The following is a 17,465-nucleotide window of genomic DNA, read 5'->3' on the forward strand; positions in this document are numbered from 1 at the left end:
TGGCGAACGGATGACCCCGGGATCAGGCTTGCGCTGTCGTGGCCTTGGCGCCAAACAGTTGCCTGAGCCCCCAGAACAGCGGCGCCTTCGCCGTGCCCGGCGCGCGGCCGAAGCTCTCGGTGATGCGGTCGAGGACAATTGCCAGCAGCACGACCGACAGGCCGCTTTCAAAGCCCAGGCCGATGTCCAGACGCTGGATGCTCGCCAGCACCTCGTTGCCCAGGCCGCCCGCGCCAACCATCGAGGCGATGATCACCATCGACAGCGCCATCATGATCGTCTGGTTGACGCCCTGCATGATCGACGGCAGCGCGTTCGGAAACTGCACCTTGTACAGAAGCTGCCACGGCGTGCAACCGAACGCCTGGCCGGCCTCGACGATCTCCATGTTCACCTGGCGGATGCCAAGGCTCGTCAGACGCACCGCGGGCGGCATCGCAAAGATCACCGTCGACAGGATGCCCGGAACGCGGCCGAGACCGAACAGCATCGCGGCAGGAATCAGGTAGACGAACGCCGGCATGGTCTGCATCAGGTCCAGGATCGGACGCACGACGGCCGCGACTACCCTGCTCTTCGCCGCCCAGATGCCGAGCGGAATCCCGAGCAGCAGGCTGATGATGGTCGACGACAGTGTAAGGCCCAGCGTGATGACGGTCTGGTCCCAGAACCCTGTCGCGAAGATCACGAACAGCGACGCGGCCGTGAACAGCGCGAAGCGCCAACCGACGCGCCAGAGGCCGATGCCGATGCCGATGAAGATCGCCATCATCAGCCACATCGGCACCGCCTGCAGGCCGTGCTCGATCAGTGCGGCAAGCCCCTCGATCGCGCGCCCGATCGCGTCGAACGTCGCCGCGTCGTGATCGAGCAGGTAGTGGACAGACTGGTCGACCCAGCGGCCGAGCGGAAGCATTTCAGACATGGTTACCTCGCGAGTGGTGCGTGATGGCCTTCAGGATGACGGCACGGTCAACCGAGCCGCAGTAGCAGCCGTCGTGGTCGACGACCGGCAGCGCGTTCGGGCTCGCGACGACGCGCTCGACGACGTGTTCAAGCGACGCATCGCGCCGGATGCTTTCGACCGGCCGCACGTCCGGCGCAGCATCGCGCATGACGCAGCCACGGACCTTGCGCTGGGCATCGAGCACAAAGGCATAGCTGGCGTGACCGTTCAGCGTCCTGGCGATGCTCGCCGCATCGGGCTTTGACACGATCGGCACGGCGTCGGTCTGCATCAGGTCGCCGGCGGTCAGGTAGCGGCAGGTGTCGATGCCGTCGAAGAACGTGCGGACGTAGTCGTCGGCCGGCCTCGCAATGATTTCCTGCGGCGTGCCGACCTGGACCAGGCGGCCGCCTTCCATGATTGCAATCCGGCTGCCGATGCGCAGCGCTTCTTCCAGGTCGTGCGACACGAACATGATCGTGCGCCGATGCTCCTTCTGCAGCTGCAGCAGCACGTTCTGCATTTCCTTTCGCTTGAGCGGATCGAGCGCGGAGAACGCCTCGTCCATGATCATTAGCGACGGGTTGACGGCAAGCGCGCGCGCAAGGCCGACGCGTTGCTGCATGCCGCCCGACAACTCGCGGGGAAGCTTCTGCGCAAACGTCGCCAGGCCGACCTGCTCAAGCACATCCATGGCACGGCGCTCGCGCTCCTTCCTGCTCACGCCAGCCACCTCCAGCCCGAATGCGGCGTTCGAAAGCACGGTGCGCTGTGGCATCAGCGCGAACGACTGGAACACCATGCTCATGTCCGTGCGGCGCAGCGCGATCAGTTCCGAGCAGCTTACGGCCGCCACGTCGCGGCCACCGATCAGCACCTTGCCGGCGGTCGGTTCGACGAGCCGGTTCACGAGACGGATCAACGTCGACTTGCCGGAGCCTGACAGGCCCATCAGCACGAAAATTTCGCCTTCCTGCACCTCGAACGACACGTTGTGCACGCCGACGACCTGGCCGGTGCGCCTGAACACTTCGTCTTTCGTCGAACCGGATGCGAGCATATCGAGCGCCTGCTTCGGATTGCTTCCGAATACCTTGCACAGACCTTCGACCACGACCTTTGGACTATCCATCGAAATCTTCTCCTGATCCTGCGGGGACTCACACATCACATAGCAATGCCTTGCTGCGTTTCCCTCTGTCCGGGGAGCGTTGCCGGCGTATTGCTACCTTTTTCCTGGAATGCCCTCGGCAAACCTGATCCGTCGCATCACAAGCGCAATTGCGCGATACCTACATAGTTGCCAGAAAAGGCCCCCGCCTGCCGACGAATTCCGACAAGCGCTTGCAGAAATGCGACAAGGGCAAACAACGGAAACTGATCCCTGGCGCCGCCAGTTCACAAACGACGCGGAATGGTTCTGAAGCGCCCCGTGTCCCCTTCCGGTTCGTGACAACAGCATCCCGCACCGCAAGCTCCGGCATGACGGGCCGATACCATGCACGCGGCGCTTCGGTTCTATCCGGGCCGCCATTCCTCCTGCTCTACTTCGCGCATGGTATGCGTGCGCACGCTGCGCCCCGCGCCATTCAACCCAACAGAGGAATCGCATGGACGCGCTGTCTCGTTCACAACAATTCATCCTGACGCTGTCGTGCCCGAGCGCACCCGGCCAGGTCGCCGCCGTGGTCGGCCTGCTTGAGCGTCACCGCTGCTACATCGATGAACTGACCGTCTTCGACGACGACCTGAGCAACCGCTTCTTCCTGCGCTGCGTCTTCCATCCGACGCGCGAACAAGCGCTGCGCGTCGACGTGTTGCGCCAGGAGTTCACGCCGATAGCGGAGGGTTTCGGCATGCAATGGGCGATCCACGACGCGTACGCGCGCCCGAAGGTGCTGATCATGGTGTCGAAGCTCGAGCACTGCCTCGCGGACCTGCTGTTCCGCTGGCGCATGGGCGAGTTGAAGATGGACATCGTCGGGATCGCTTCCAACCATCCCGACCTGGAGCCGCTCGCGCGGCAGCATGACCTGCCGTTCCGGCACTTTCCCATCACGCCCGAAACCAAGGCGCAGCAGGAAGCGCAATGGCTTGACCTGTTCGAGTCAAGCGGTGCGGAGCTGGTCATCCTTGCGCGCTACATGCAGGTGCTGTCGCCACAGACAAGCGCCAGGCTGGCCAATTGCGCGATCAACATCCACCACTCGTTCCTGCCCGGCTTCAAGGGCGCGAAGCCGTATCACCAGGCACATGCACGCGGCGTCAAGCTGATTGGCGCGACCGCGCATTTCGTCACCGACGATCTCGACGAAGGCCCGATCATCGAGCAGGTCGTCGAGCGTGTCGATCATTCGTACCGGCCGGACCAGCTGCTTGCCGTCGGGCGCGACGTTGAGTGCATCACGCTGGCCCGCGCCGTCAACGCGTTCATCGAACGACGGGTGCTCCTGAACGGGGACCGGACAGTCGTGTTTCAGTAAGCTCAATGCACACCGGCCACGATCGCGATGGAATCGTGGCCGGCGCATACTGTCTCCTTGGGTCGCGTGCCGAATTAATGCGCGCCCTCCACCCATGCATTCACGCGTTCCGCATTCGCGGCGATCCACGCATCGGCGGCCGCATCGGGCTTGGTGCCGCTCTGGATCGCCAGCATCACGCTATCGATCTCGCCCGGCTTCCACTGGAACTTCTTCAGGAATACGACAACCGGCTTGGCCTTCGTCTCCAGGCCCGGGTTCACGATGTTGTCGACATGCTCGGCATCGCCGAACACCTTCTTCGGATCCTCCAGGAAACGCAGCTTCCACTTCGCGAACATCCAGTGCGGCGCCCAGCCCGTGACGATCACCGGCTTGTTCGCGTTCATCGAGCGCGCCAGCTCGGCCGTCATCGCGCTGCCCGAGCTCGGCATCAGCGAATAACTGAGCCCATAACTCTTGATCGCCTCGGAAGCCTTGCGCATCACGCCGGCACCGGCATCGATGCCAACGATGCGGCCTTCGAACGCCGTCTTCTGCGCGTTCAGGTCATCGATGCTCTTCGCGCTCACCGACGCGGGAACGATCAGGCCGATCCTTGCCTCAGTGAAGTTCGGTCCGAGATTGACAACCTTGGCCTTGAACTGATCCCAGTACGCGCCCTGCGTCACCGGCAGCCAGGCGGACAGCGTCGCATCGAGATCGCCGCGCGCGACGCCCTGCCACATCACGCCCGCCGCGACCGGCACCAGTTGCACCGGGTAGCCCAGTTTCTTTTCGATGATCCGTGCGGCGACATTCGTCGTCGCGACGCTGTCGTCCCAACCCTCGACGTAGCCTATCTTCAAGGTCGGCTTGGCATCCCCCAGCGCCAGCGCGCTCCATGTCATCATCACCGACGCTGCGCCGGCCCAAAACACCTTTGCAAAGAGCTTCATGGCATACCTCCAGTGGTCGGGGCGGTAGCGCCCCGTTTAGTTAGAATCGTCGTCGCCCTGGCCAGGCATTGCGACGGACGTCGTGCTGCGCCACCCGCCTGGCAGGCGTCCCGTCTTATTTATCGATCACGAGATCCGACAGCGGCTTGCTGCAGCACAGCAGCACCATGCCCTGGTCAATCTCGCGCTGGCGGATGCCGCCGTTGTGCTTCATCTCGACCTGCCCGGCAACCAGCCTGACCTTGCAGGTCCCGCACATCCCCTGCGTGCATGACGCCGGCAGCCGCACGCCTGACTGGCGCGCCGCGTCGAGCACATGCTGCCCCGCGCCGCAGAGGATCTCGCGTTGGCTCCTGGCGAAGCTGACATTGAACTGCGCCGACCCCGCCTCGTCGTTTGCCGCCGCGGCGGCATCGGCGACCGGCTCGCTGGCCTCTGCGGTCAGTGCCTCGAACGAGAAGCTCTCCTCGTGGTAGCGGCTGCGCTCGAAGCCCGCCTCGTCGAGCAGGCCGCGCACCGCCTTCATGTACGGCGCTGGCCCGCACGTGAAGATCTCGCGCTCCATGAAGTCCGGCGCGATCAGCTTGAGCAACGGCAGCGACAGGAAGCCCGTCACGCCCGGCCAGCTGGTGCGCGCGCCAACCCGCTCGCAGACAAAGGACGTGCGGAAATTCGCATGGCTTGCCGCGATCAGATCGAGCTCGCGCGCGAAGATGATGTCGTCCGGCGTGCGCGCGCTGTGCACGAACACGATGTCCCGATCTTCGGCGAGATCGTGGTGCGCCCGGCTCATCGACATCAGTGGCGTGATGCCGGAGCCCGCGGACAGGAACAGGTACTTGCGCGCCGGATGGCGCGCGCACGTGAACTCGCCGGCCGGGCCGAGCACGCGGATCGACGCCCCCGGCTTCAGGTGGTCATGCAGCCAGTTCGACACTTTGCCGCCCGGCACGCGCTTGACCGTGATCGAGATGGTGTGCGGCCGCGCCGGCGACGACGAGACCGTGTAGCAGCGATTGATCGTCTCGCCCTCGATATCCAGCTCGAGCGTGATGAACTGCCCCGGCTCGAACACAAACGCCCTCCCCTCGGGCGAGCGGAAGAAGAAACTCTTCACGTCGTGGGTTTCCTGCCGCACCTGGCAGCACACGAGCGTCTCCTCGACCTCGCTCGTCCAGCGCTCGGGGAGCGCGCTCCAGAACGCCGGGCGGGTTACCCGGCTGTCCGCTGGCTCGGTAAAGACCGCATCGCGCATCATGTCTGCCTCCGCTGTTGCGCCTACGCGCCGATCTGCTCGGCCAGCCGGCCGATATACCAGGCCGAGAACTTCTCGACCAGGCCTTCAGTGAACGGCGAGTACGGGCCGGGTTCGTACGCGCTGCTGCCCGCGCCACACTGCGAGTACTCAACCAGCGCGCGATCCTGGTCGTTGGTCGCGTTCCACACCGCGGTCAGGTTCTTCACGTCATAATCGACGCCCTCCTGCGCATCCTTGTGGACCAGCCACTTGGTGCGAACCAGCGTTTCGCCGGCCGACAGCGGGATCACCGAGAACGTGACGATGTGGTCGCTCATGAAGTGATGCCACGAGTTCGGCTGCGTCCAGAACGAGAGCCCGCCCAGGTCGGCTTGCTCGAACTTGCCGAGCAGCTTCTTCGACGCTACCCTGGCGTCGAGCGTCTGCGATTCGCCGCTGCGGTCGAGCGGCAGGCGCTGGGTGCGGAAGCCGGTGGTGTCGAGCAGTTGCTCGATCTCCGCCGATGGCAGGCTCATCGCTTCCCATTCCGCGGCACGCTCGATGCAGGTGCGCTCGAACGCTTCCATGCCCTCGGCGTTGGCGGGCGAGCGCTGATAGCCGAAGCCGTACTCGTACAACGAAATGGTCAGCTCCGGATGGTTCGCCACGCAGTGATAGCACTCGCGGTTGTTCTCCATCGTGAGCTTCCAGTTGCCTTTCTCGAGCACATCGATCTGCGCGGCGACCTTGGTGTCCGCCAGGTTGTGCGGCAGCAGGTATGGCTCCATCGCGGCCCGCATCGCCGCGAAGTCGGCTGGCGGCTCGTCCGCGAGGCAGACGAAGATCAGGCCGGCAAGGTTCTCGACGTGAACGGACTTCAGGCTGTGCTTGCAGCGGTCGAACTTCTCGCCCATGTGCTCGGCGAACATCAGGTCGCCGTTCAGGTTGTAGGTCCAGCTGTGATACGGGCAGACGATGTTGCCGACCGTGCCCTTGTCCGCGTTGCACAGCCGCGCGCCGCGATGGCGGCAGACGTTGTGGAACGCGCGGACCTGCATGTCATCGTCGCGCACGATCAGGATCGAGTCGTGGCCGAGCTCGACCGTCACATAATCGCCCGGCTCCGGCACGTCAGGCTCGACCGCCACCTGGATCCAGTGCTTGCGGAAAATCGCCTCCATGTCCAGCGCGAAAATCTCCTCGCTCAGATAGAAAGGCGCCTCGAGGCTGTATCCCGCCTTGCGCCGCTCCACCAGCGCGCGAATGTCTGCCGATACTTTCATTGTTTGCTCCGGATTTCCTGCATCCCTGGTTGCTTGCCGACAGACCGGCAACGTGTCAGTAGTCGATGAGTTGATGCTCGCGCAAGTAGGCGAGGATCACTTGTGCTTTTTCGACCGAAGTCCCACCATTTACGACGTTCCCGCCGCGGCTCTCGGTCGTCGTCGCAGACAGCATCCGGGCATGCCCGGAGCGCTTCTCGGCGGCGGCCAGCCTGACCGGCTTGCGCTCGACGGTGCCGAGCGTCCATGCGGCGGCGGCGCCATCTTCACATCGCGCCGCAGGCACCGGCCGGATCGTGCCCGCGCGCAGCCGCGCGTACGCATAGCGGGGCTGCGCGTTCGCGAGCGGATGTACGGCAACCACCGCGGGCAGCGTGGCATCGACGCGCCGGCGCAGTCCCTTCGGCAGGAACTGCCGCACGGCGACGCGACCACCGCCGATGTCGACGTCGACGGCCGATCCGACCAGCGGCCAGCCGAGCGCCGCGGCAACGCCGTAGGGCAACATCCCTGTGTCGTACGCGCCCTCCGCGCGGGTGCCGGTCAGCACGAGGTCATAGTCCTTCACGTGGGCGGCAAGCGCGCGCGCGGCGTCTTCGCCACCCGCGCAAGCGAGCACCTGGACTTCGCTCGCGCCGAGCGCCAGGTAGTCGTTGAGCGCGGGATCGGCGGCGTCGCCCGCGTGAATCACGGCGAGCCGCGCGCGATATTTTTCCGCGAGGCCGCGGCCGAGCTCGAGCGCGGCGGCGTCGTTGCGGCTGTAGCGCGGTGCGCCGCTGACCGGATGGCGGCCGACGGACACCAGCACCGCGATACGTTGCACTTGTGTGGGGGCGTTCATGCTGCGGCTCCTGCGGCTTCGCGGGGACGGGCTGCGGCCGGCTGCTGACCCCGTGCGGGGCGCGCGGCCTGGACCTGCTCGAACAGTGCGGCGATCGTTGCCTGCGCGTCGCCGACGATGGTCAGGTTCGCGCGTTTGGCGATCGGCGCGCTGCCGTCCAGATTGACTGCGATCACGTGACGGCAGTCCTTGATGCCTTGCAGGTGCTGCACCGCGCCGGAGATACCAAACGCAATGTAGACGCTGGCCTCGACGGTCTTGCCGGTCGCGCCGACCTGCTTGTCACGCGTGAAATGCCCGTTGTCGACCGCGACGCGGCTGGCGGCGATCGCGGCGCCGAACGCGCCCGCGAGCCGCTCGAAGGCGCCGACGTCGGTCACGCCGTTGCCAGCCGCCACGATGAAGTCCGCCTCCTCCAGCGCGACCTGGGCGGCATCGATTTCCTCGACACCGAGGTCGCGATACAGTTGCGTCCCTCCCCTGGCGTGCAGGAATTCGCCGGACAGGCGCTCGCCCGCGCCGGTGAACGGCAGCTTCGTGTCAACCGCCCCTGGCGCGAGCAGGATGACCTCGGGCAGCGCTCGGGTCGCGAACGCACGCCTGGCGTGCGCATACACGCCGACATGCCGCGCGTCGATCTCGACCACTTCCGTCGCGACGCTGGCGCCCGCCGCAGCCGCGTATCGCCGGCCGAGATCGCCGTCGCCGTTCGCGTTGTCGGGCAGGAAGACATGCCGGGGCGACAGCGCCGTCGCGCACGCCTGCAGTGCCCGCAGCTCGCTGTCTGGCGCGAACGTGCGCCGGTCGAACTCTGGCAGCGCGATAAGCTTGTCGACGCCGAGCTCCGCCGCGTCGTCCTTCAGTTCCCCGAACACCATCAGCATCACTTCGGTCTGCGCATCGGCGAGCAGCGCGGCCGCCGCGACTGCCTGGCGCGCATGCTCGTCCAGCGCGCCGCGTTCGCTGTGCGCGGCGACGAGCAGCACATGGCGCGGCTCCTTCACCATCCGCCGTGGCTTTGCCCCCTCGGCTGCGTGGCCGTGCGCGGGCCAGTGCGCGGCGCTTGCGTCCGCGCTGCCGGACTCGCCCAGCGTGATCCGCCTGAGGCCCGCCGCCGTGATGATGAACGGCCGGCGCGGGTCGATTCGTTTCGTCGTGTTCATCGATTCACTCCAGCGAGGCGGCGACCAGTTCAGCCACGTCAAGCACGTCAGGGCGCGGGCCGACGACGCCTTCCAGCATCGCCGTGCAGTTCGGGCATCCGACCGCGACCACGTCCGCGCCCGCCGCGCGCGCATCGGCGATGCGGATGTCGGGGATGCGCTGCTTGCCGGGAATATCTGTCAACGGTGCGCCACCCCCGCCGCCGCAGCAGCGCCCGCGCATGCCGTTGCGTTCCATCTCGACCACCTGGATGCCGATCGTCTTCAGCAGCTTGCGCGGGGCTTCGGTTTCGCCGTTGTAGCGGCCGAGATAGCAGGGATCGTGATAGGTGATGCGCTTGTCGCGCAGCGCCTCGACCGCTTTCGGCGCGATCAGCCCGCTCGACGCGAGCTCAGCCATATAGGTGGTGTGATGCTTCACCTCGACACGCAGACCCAGCGCACGGTATTCGTTACGCAGGCTGTGCATCGCGTGCGGATCGGCCGTCACGATCTGGCGGAACGACAGCGTGCCGAGCGTGCCGATCAGGTGCTTGGCCAGCTGCTGGAAGGTCGCCTCGTCGCCCAGGCGGCGCGCGACATCGCCAGTGTCGGTTTCCACCTCGCCGAGCACCGCATAGTCGACGCCCGCCTGGTTCAGCACCTTGACGAACGCGCGCAGCGTGCGCTGGTAGCGCATGTCGAACGCGCCCTCGCCGGCGACGATCAGCACGTCGACCGTCTTGCCGGGCTGCGCCACCGGCGCATTCAGGTCGACCGACCAGTCATAGCGCGCAGCGGTATCGTAGCCGCCCATCGTGCCGGTTTCGCGCAGGTTCGCGAGCACTTCGGCGCCCTTGCCCGGCACGGTGCCATGCTCAAGCGTCTGGTTGCGGCGCATGTCGACGATGGCATCGACGTGCTCGATCAGCATCGGGCACTCCTGCACGCAAGCGCGGCAGGTGGTACACGACCACAATGTCTGTGCCTCGATCAGGCCGGATACGATCGGGCCGTTCGGCTCGCCGCGATGCCGGCCGACGGGAATGCCGGGGGTCGGGCTGCCTGCGTACGCGGCATCGGTTCCGCCCGCCATCCCGACGACGAGATCCTGGATCAGCTTCTTCGGGTTCAGCGGCTGGCCCGAAGCGAACGCCGGACATGCGGCCTCGCACTTGCCGCACTGCACGCACGCGTCGAAGCTCAGCAACTGGTTCCAGCGGAACTCGACCGGCTTCGCGACGCCATACTCCCGCTGATCGATGTCGGGCAGCTTGAGCGCGGTCGGCGGCGTGGCGGTGCCGTTTCCTGTGTACGACTCGGGCGACGCCGCGAAGCGCTCCTGGCGCGGATGGAATGCAAGATGCAGCAGGCCCGCGATCGCATGCTTCATCGGCCCGCCTTGCGCCGCGCCGACCGTCATGGCCAGGGCGCCGACGGCGATCAGCACCGCGCAGAACACGGCGAACGCGCCCGACATCAGACCGGCCGGTACCAGCGAGAACAGGGCGAGCCCGAGCGCGAACGAACCGAGCAGCCATGGCAGCGTATTCCACGGCCCCTTCGACAGGCGCGCGGGCACGTCCTTCGACCGGCGCCGGCGCCACACGAACACCGCACCGACCAGCATCACCAGCGCCGCGGCAAAGGTCAGCTTGTCGAGCCAGGGCGAGTAGATGGCGAGACCGTAGTTGACGAACACCAGCGCAAGCGCGCCGATCGCGCCGCCGGCCGTGGCGACGTGCGTCTTGGCGATGTACGGGTCGCGTGCGACCACGTGGTGCAGGTCGACGAAATAGCGCTTGGGGATCGCGAACAGATTGGCAATGCCGAGCGTGCCGGGCGCGCTCGCCCGCCCGAGCCGCCAGTACGACGCGCGCTTCAACACCGCGAAGGCGAGCCCCGCCACCGACAGCCAGAGCAGGACGGTAATCAGGTTGGACGGGTTCATCGTCAGAAATCCTTCACGAGCCGCAGCGCGTCGTAGATCGCGCCGTGGATGTTGTGCATCGAGATGCAGTCACCGACCCGGAACAACAGGAAGCGGCCGTTGCCGAGCGTCTCCGACAGGCACGGCTGCGGCTCCGCAGCGAACAGCTTGTGCACGTCGACCTGGCCGCGGTTGAGCGATTCCGGCTTCAGCTTCCAGTACAGCGCGTCGTTCGGCGTCGAACCGTTCTCGATCACCACCTGGTCGACCGCGCGTTCCTCGAGTTCTTCCGTGTACTCGTTGCGCAGCACCGCGATCTTCTTGCCGTCCTCCTCGTAGACGCGATCGAGCCAGTAGTTCGGGGTGTGGATCACGCCCTGCGCGTACAGGCGGCGATAGAAGATCGGGAACGTCGTGCCGCCGCAGTCATCGGCAACCTTCACATCGGGCGTGACGATCTCCACCTTGGCGCCGCGACTGGCCAGGTAGTCGGCCACGCCCGCGCCTGCATGCGTGCTCACGCCGTCGTAGACCAGCACGTTCTGCTTCGCTTCGACGCGCCCGGACAGCACATCCCACGAGCTGACCGCCAGCCCCTCGGCGACGCCCCACGCGGGCACCTGGTCGGAGAATGCGCGGCCGCCGGTCGCCAGCACGATGATGTCCGGCTTCTCCGCCATGATCATCTTCGCGTCGGCTTCGACGCCCAGGCGCCGGTCGACGCCGAGGCGTTTGGTCTCCATGTCGAACCAGCGCACGATGCCCGCCATCTGCTCGCGCTGCGGCGCCTTCGACGCCAGCATGATCTGCCCGCCCACTTCGGTGTTCTTCTCGAACAGCACAACGTCATGTCCGCGCGAACGCGCGACGCGCGCCGCCTCCAGCCCCGCCGGACCCGCGCCGACCACGACGACCTTGCGCTTCGGGCCGCGCGACTTCTCGATCAGGTGAGGCATGGTCGCCTCGCGCGACGTCGCCGCGTTCTGCACGCACAACACGTCCAGGCCGTTGTACTGGCGGTCGATGCAGTAGTTCGCGCCGACGCATTGCTTGATCTCGTCCTCGCGCCCGTCGCGGATCTTGATGACCATATGCGGATCGGCCATCTGCGCGCGCGTCATGCCGACCAGGTCGACCATGCCGCTGGCGAGCAGGCGCTCGGCCTGGCCCGCGTCGCGGATGCTCTGCGCGTGCATCACCGGCACCTTGACCACCGCCTTGATACCCGCGGCGAGATGCACGAACGGCTCGGGCGGCAGCGCCATCGGCGGCATGCAGTTCGCGAGCGTGTTGTGCGTATCCGCGCCGGATCCGATCACGCCGAGATAGTCGATCAGCCCCGATTCGGACATCGCCTGGGCGATCTCCTTGAGCTGCTCGTGATCGAGACCGTCTTCATGGAATTCGTCGCCGCACATCCGCAGTCCGACGCAGAAGTCCTTGCCGACCGCCTCGCGTACCGCCTTCAGCACCTCGACGCCGAAGCGCAGGCGGTTCTGCAGGCTGCCGCCCCACTCGTCCGTGCGGAAGTTGGTGCGGGGGCTCCAGAACTGGTCGATCAAATGCTGGTGCGCGGCCGAGATCTCGATGCCGTCCATCCCCGCGTCCTTGACGCGCTTCGCAGCAGCGGCGAAGTCGGTGATGATCCGGCGGATCTCCTCGACCTCGATGATCTTGGCGTTGCCGCGGTGCACCGGCTCGCGCACGCCGGACGGCGTCATCAGGTGCGGCCAGTGCTCGCCGTGAAACGCCGAGCGGCGCCCCATATGCGTCGCCTGGATCATGATCTTCGCGCCGTGACGGTGCATCGTCTCGGCGAGACGCGACAGCGGATCGATGATCTGGTCGGTCGCCAGGTTCACCGACTTCCACCAGCCCTGGGGACTGTCGATGGAGACCGGGCTCGAGCCACCGCAGATCGCCAGGCCGACGCCGCCCTTCGCCTTCTCTTCGTAATAGCGAATGTAACGGTCGCCCGGCAAGCCGCCCGGCTCCGCATACACCTCGGCGTGCGCGGTGCTGACGATCCGGTTGCGCAGCGTCAGCTGGTTGAGCTGCAAAGGTTTGAACAAGTGGGGATAACGCATCGCGGACGACCTCTGGCGTTTGTATGGTTCGTAGTGCGGACGGGTTCGGTCGGTGCAAGTTGCTTAGTGGGCGACTGGCGACACTTCGAACACGCAATGATCGTGACCCTCGGCCGCGCACTGCACCTCCTTCGACTGCGCGCGCGGTGCGCCCTTGCCTGCTGGCGTCGTGTCATTGACCCAGTCCATCGCGCCAGCGAACCAGCCGGCGAACATGTAGCAAAGCTTGCCTTCCTTTTCCGGCTGCGCGAGCACGAATGACGAGTGCCGCAGCGCGATGCGCGCGCGGGCCGTCGCCGGATCGGCCTCCAGGATCGAGAACAGTCCCCAGCCGCGCTGCGACAGCCGTTTCAGGTAGTGCTCGAACACCGCCATCCCGCTGATCGCGTGCAGCTTCGCTTCCTTGTCGCACCAGTGGTACGCGGACTTGTAGCCGGCCTTGTAGAGGATCTCCACATAGGTATCGCGGCCCAGCGCCTCTTCGACGGCGACGTGGTTGTTGGTGAAGAAGTGGCGCGGCACATACAGCATGGGCAGCGCATCGGTGGTCCAGACGCCGGTATCGGGATCGACGTTGATCGGCAGTTGCGGTTGCATCGTGGTGACTCCGTGAGGAAAAATGGCCGTTTGCGTCATCGCGCAGGCGCGGCATCGCCCGCGTGCCAGCGCGTTTCGCGCAGGCACGTCCCGTGTTTTTGTGATTGCGTGAAAGAACTGGCGGCTTATGTGTGGATTACGCGCCCCAGACGTCCTTGAACACGCGCACCCAGTTCTCACCCATGATCTTGCGGATGCGCGACGCCTTCCAGCCCGCACGCTCCATCGCCGCGGTCAGGTTCGGGAACTCGCCGATGGTCCGGATGCCTTCCGGGTTGATCACCTTGCCGAAGTTGGTCAGGCGGCGATAACGGCCCTTGTCGTGCGTCAGCATGTCGAAGAACTCAGTGCTGTAGCCCTGCGTGAAGTCGGTGCCGATACCGACCGCGTCCTCGCCGACCAGGTTCACGACGTAGTCGATCGCTTCGATGTAGTCGTCGACCGTCGCCTCGATGCCGCGCTTGAGGAACGGCGCGAACATCGTCACGCCGACGAAGCCGCCCGCATCGGCAATCTCCCGCAGCTGCGCATCGCTCTTGTTGCGCGGATGCTCCTTGAGACCGGACGGCAGGCAGTGTGAATAGCAGACCGGCTTCTTCGAGAACGCGATCGCTTCGGACGACGTGTTGCCACCGACGTGCGACAGATCGACCATGATCCCGACGCGGTTCATCTCGGTGATGACTTCGCGGCCGAAGTCGGACAGCCCGCCGTCGCGCTCGTAGCAGCCGGTGCCGACCAGGTTCTGGGTGTTGTAGCAGAGCTGCACCACACGCACGCCCATGTCGGCGAACGCTTCGATATAGCCAAGGTTGTCCTCGAACGCGTGCGCGTTCTGGAAGCCGAGGATCGCGCCGGTCTTGCCTTCCCGCTTCGCGCGCAGGATGTCGTCGGTGGTCCGCACCAGCGTCAGCAGCTCGGCGTTGTCGCGGATCTGCTTCTTCATCAGTGCGATGTTGTCGACGGTCTTGGTGAAGTTCTCCCACACCGACACCGTACAGTTCGCCGCGGTGATGCCGCCCTTGTGCATGTCTTCGAAAACCGAACGCTCGAACTTGGAGATGTTCAGGCCGTCGATGATGATGCTGTCCTGATGCAGCGCGCTCATTGGTTGCTCCAGTCTTTTCGGTACGCGGGTCAGTAGATCGGGAAGCGTTCGCAAAGCGCGAAGATCTCGCGGCGCACGCGCTGTTCAGTGGCCTGGTCGCCTTCCGGGTTGGCGCGCAGCGCCTCGAACACGTCGAGGATCAGGCGGCCGATCTCGCGGAACTCCGTGACGCCGAAGCCGCGCGTTGTCGCGGCCGGGGCGCCGAGCCGGATGCCCGAGGTGATGGTTGGCTTCTCGGTATCGAACGGGATACCGTTCTTGTTGCAGGTGATGCCGGCGCGCTCGAGCGCCTGCTCGACCTGCGTGCCCTTCAGCCCCTTCGGCCGCAGGTCAACCAGCAGCAGATGGTTGTCGGTGCCGCCCGTGACCAGGTCGACGCCGCCCGCCTTCAGCACTTCACCAAGCGCCGCTGCGTTGGCAAGCACGTTGTCGATGTAGGTCTTGAATTCCGGCTGCAGCGCCTCGCCGAAGGCGACCGCCTTGCCCGCGATCACGTGCATCAACGGGCCGCCCTGCAGGCCCGGGAACACGGCCGAGTTGATCTTCTTCGCGATCTCCTCGTCGTTGGTCAGCACGAAGCCGCCGCGCGGGCCGCGCAGGGTCTTGTGCGTCGTCGACGTGACCACATGCGCGTGCTCGACCGGGTTCGGATGACGGCCCGCGGCAATCACGCCGGCGATGTGCGCCATGTCGACCATCAGCTTCGCGCCGACGCTATCGGCAATCGCGCGGAAGCGGGCGAAATCCAGCTTGCGCGGATACGCGGAAAAGCCGGCGATGATCAGGCTCGGCTTGTGCTCGTGCGAAAGCGCTTCGACCTGGTCGTAGTCGATCAGCATCGTGTCGCGGTTCACGCCGTACTGCACGGCATTGAACCACTTGCCCGACAGGGCGGGTTTCGCCCCATGCGTCAGGTGACCACCCGCATCGAGCGACATGCCGAGCACGGTGTCGCCCGGCTTCGTCAGTGCGAGCATGACCGAGCCGTTCGCCTGCGCGCCGGAGTGCGGCTGGACGTTGGCAAAGCCGGCGTTGAAGAGCTGCTTCACGCGCTCGATCGCGAGCGACTCGACCTGGTCCGCGAACTCACAGCCGCCGTAGTAGCGCTTGCCCGGGTATCCTTCCGCGTACTTGTTGGTCAGCACCGAGCCCTGCGCTTCGAGCACGGCGCGCGACACGATGTTTTCCGAGGCGATCAGCTCGACTTGCGACTGCTGCCGCTCGAGTTCTTTCAGGAGTGCGCTCCGCACCAGCGCGTCGCGCTCGGCCAAGGGCTGCGAGAAGAATGACTGGGTGTTCGACATAGAGCTTCCGTGGGGGGATTGAGATGGCTGCCTGACAGGCGGGACAGGCCCTGGTTGCCGGGTCTTCCTGCCTCGTCGGCGCAGCGTTGCCGACGGGTCTATTCTTGTCGTTCGGGTATTGGGTCGATTGATGAATTCAGACGCGTTCTTTTCCTTTTCCGCCATTCGCGTCCGATTTGCACAAGTCGGCCATGGGACGCACACGGGCAAGTGCAAAAAGGCGGACTCCTATCCCGTCACACCTGCATGCTGCACTGCACTACGGTAGTGCCGCGCGCGGCAGCGCGAGTGCGGCGTGTCACGCATCCGGTGCAACACCGCTCGTCCCAAACGAGCCCAGCCCCCCAAACGTAGGGTTTCGCCGTATGGCACGTTTGTTGCGCACGCTTTATCACTAAAGCCATAGACGGTAGCCAGGCTTCAGACCTGAACGCCATCAGAATTCAAGGAACGCCCCCATGTCGCCCGACCGAACCGCGTCGCTGTCCCACTTCGCCTTCATGCCGTTGCCCAACTTCACGATGATTGCGTTTACCAGCGCGATCGAGGTGCTGCGGATGGCAAACTACCTCAGTGGCCAGGAGCTGTACCGCTGGTCCATCGTCAGCCCGGAAGGCGGCCCGGTTACGGCGAGCAACGGATTGGCAATCGACACCACCCGCGCCGACAGCATCGGGCGGCCGGACATCGTCTTCGTCTGCGGCGGCGTCGACGTGCAGCGCTCGACCACGGCGGACTACCTGTCGGCGCTGCGCCGCGCGGCGCGCGAGGGCATCGTGCTGGGCAGCCTGTGTACCGGCACCTACGCCCTGGCCAAGTCCGGGCTGCTCGCCGGCTACGCCTGCGCCATCCACTGGGAGAACATGTCGGCGCTGAAGGAAGAGTTTCCCGACACACGCTTCCTCAAGGAACTGTTCGTGATCGACCGCGACCGTATCACCTGCACGGGCGGCGTCGCGCCGCTCGACATGATGCTGAACCTGATCACCCTCCGCGTCGGCAGCGCACGCGTCACGCAGATCGCCGAGCAGTTCATCGTCGAACATGTGCGCGACACGAGCGCGCAGCAGAAGATGCCGCTGGTGGCGCGCCTCGGCTCGGCGAACAAGTCGCTGTTCGAGGTGATCTCGCTGATGGAGAACAATATCGAGGAGCCGCTGTCGCGCGAAGAGCTAGCGCGTCTGGCGAGCATGTCGCAGCGGCAGCTGCAGCGCCTGTTCCGCGACCATCTCGGGATGACGCCGACGCATTACTACCTGACGCTGCGTCTGCGCCGCGCGCGCGAGCTACTGCTGCAGACCGACATGTCCATCATGCACATCACGATGGCGTGCGGCTTCCAGTCCGCGTGCCATTTCAGCAAGAGCTACCGCGACGCGTTCGGCGTCGCGCCAACGCGCGAACGCAGGCAGCAGATCGCGCCGCTCGCAACGTCGCCGGCGCCTGTCAGGTCGGCGCAGTATTCTCCGGTGATGCATGCGTGACTCGCGCGGCGCGCGTGGCGATGTTCGACACGCACGCCGCACCAATGAAGACGGGCGGCCCTTTATCGGCCGCCCGCTCCTGGTC

Annotated in this window: 13 protein-coding genes and 1 pseudogene; 2 read left to right on the forward strand and 12 right to left on the reverse strand. The window is 65.7% G+C overall.

Translation table 11 applies throughout. The features are described from left to right. Positions 1 to 22: 22 nt before the first annotated feature. Positions 23 to 925 (reverse strand): choline ABC transporter permease subunit, encoded by a 903-nt coding sequence (choW, locus tag AC07UK_RS12965; RefSeq protein ID WP_494686392.1) that lies wholly within the window; start codon positions 923 to 925, stop codon positions 23 to 25. After that, a pseudogene (locus tag AC07UK_RS12970) lies at positions 918 to 2,078 on the reverse strand (quaternary amine ABC transporter ATP-binding protein); the annotation flags it as partial. The gene choW and the pseudogene AC07UK_RS12970, both read right to left, overlap by 8 nt. Positions 2,079 to 2,556: 478 nt before the next feature. Between AC07UK_RS12970 and purU the strand changes: the two are divergent. After that, positions 2,557 to 3,429, forward strand: a complete 873-nt coding sequence (purU, locus tag AC07UK_RS12975) for a formyltetrahydrofolate deformylase (protein WP_436224987.1) — start codon at positions 2,557 to 2,559, stop codon at positions 3,427 to 3,429. A 74-nt stretch (positions 3,430 to 3,503) separates the two neighbouring features. Here the strand turns inward: purU and AC07UK_RS12980 are convergent, their stop codons facing one another. The 10 genes from AC07UK_RS12980 to AC07UK_RS13025 all read right to left on the reverse strand — a co-directional run bounded on the left by AC07UK_RS12980 (position 3,504) and on the right by AC07UK_RS13025 (position 15,896). Then, a complete protein-coding gene (locus tag AC07UK_RS12980) occupies positions 3,504 to 4,367 on the reverse strand; it encodes a glycine betaine ABC transporter substrate-binding protein (protein WP_211981937.1) in 864 nt (287 codons plus the stop codon). Between the two features lie 115 nt (positions 4,368 to 4,482). Next, positions 4,483 to 5,625, reverse strand: a complete 1,143-nt coding sequence (locus AC07UK_RS12985) for an FAD-binding oxidoreductase (RefSeq protein ID WP_494686391.1) — start codon at positions 5,623 to 5,625, stop codon at positions 4,483 to 4,485. A 20-nt stretch (positions 5,626 to 5,645) separates the two neighbouring features. Continuing rightward, positions 5,646 to 6,887 (reverse strand): aromatic ring-hydroxylating oxygenase subunit alpha, encoded by a 1,242-nt coding sequence (locus AC07UK_RS12990; RefSeq protein ID WP_436224985.1) that lies wholly within the window; start codon positions 6,885 to 6,887, stop codon positions 5,646 to 5,648. Positions 6,888 to 6,942: 55 nt separating this feature from the next. Beyond that, a complete protein-coding gene (locus AC07UK_RS12995) occupies positions 6,943 to 7,728 on the reverse strand; it encodes an electron transfer flavoprotein subunit beta/FixA family protein (protein WP_494686390.1) in 786 nt (261 codons plus the stop codon). Beyond that, on the reverse strand, positions 7,725 to 8,891 hold the full coding sequence (locus AC07UK_RS13000; RefSeq protein WP_494686389.1) for an electron transfer flavoprotein subunit alpha/FixB family protein: 1,167 nt from the start codon (positions 8,889 to 8,891) through the stop codon (positions 7,725 to 7,727). The genes AC07UK_RS12995 and AC07UK_RS13000 overlap by 4 nt, the downstream gene beginning before the upstream one ends. 4 nt (positions 8,892 to 8,895) lie before the next feature. Then, positions 8,896 to 10,821 carry a (Fe-S)-binding protein gene (locus tag AC07UK_RS13005; RefSeq protein ID WP_494686388.1) on the reverse strand — a complete coding sequence of 642 codons (1,926 nt, stop codon included), beginning with the start codon at positions 10,819 to 10,821 and terminating at the stop codon, positions 8,896 to 8,898. A gap of 2 nt (positions 10,822 to 10,823) precedes the next feature. Continuing rightward, on the reverse strand, positions 10,824 to 12,887 hold the full coding sequence (locus AC07UK_RS13010; protein WP_494686387.1) for an oxidoreductase: 2,064 nt from the start codon (positions 12,885 to 12,887) through the stop codon (positions 10,824 to 10,826). A gap of 63 nt (positions 12,888 to 12,950) precedes the next feature. Continuing rightward, a complete protein-coding gene (locus AC07UK_RS13015; RefSeq protein ID WP_494686386.1) occupies positions 12,951 to 13,484 on the reverse strand; it encodes a DUF5943 domain-containing protein in 534 nt (177 codons plus the stop codon). A 136-nt stretch (positions 13,485 to 13,620) separates the two neighbouring features. Beyond that, on the reverse strand, positions 13,621 to 14,592 hold the full coding sequence (locus AC07UK_RS13020) for a dipeptidase (RefSeq protein ID WP_494686385.1): 972 nt from the start codon (positions 14,590 to 14,592) through the stop codon (positions 13,621 to 13,623). Positions 14,593 to 14,621: 29 nt separating this feature from the next. Then, a complete protein-coding gene (locus AC07UK_RS13025; RefSeq protein WP_494686384.1) occupies positions 14,622 to 15,896 on the reverse strand; it encodes a serine hydroxymethyltransferase in 1,275 nt (424 codons plus the stop codon). A 458-nt stretch (positions 15,897 to 16,354) separates the two neighbouring features. On the opposite strand from AC07UK_RS13025, the gene AC07UK_RS13030 reads away from it, so the two are divergent. After that, the gene (locus AC07UK_RS13030) at positions 16,355 to 17,380 is read left to right on the forward strand and encodes a GlxA family transcriptional regulator (RefSeq protein WP_436224977.1); all 1,026 of its coding nucleotides are present in this window, start codon (positions 16,355 to 16,357) and stop codon (positions 17,378 to 17,380) included. The last annotated feature ends 85 nt before the right edge of the window (positions 17,381 to 17,465 follow it).

The organism is Cupriavidus sp. GW821-FHT07C08 (genome assembly GCF_059419025.1).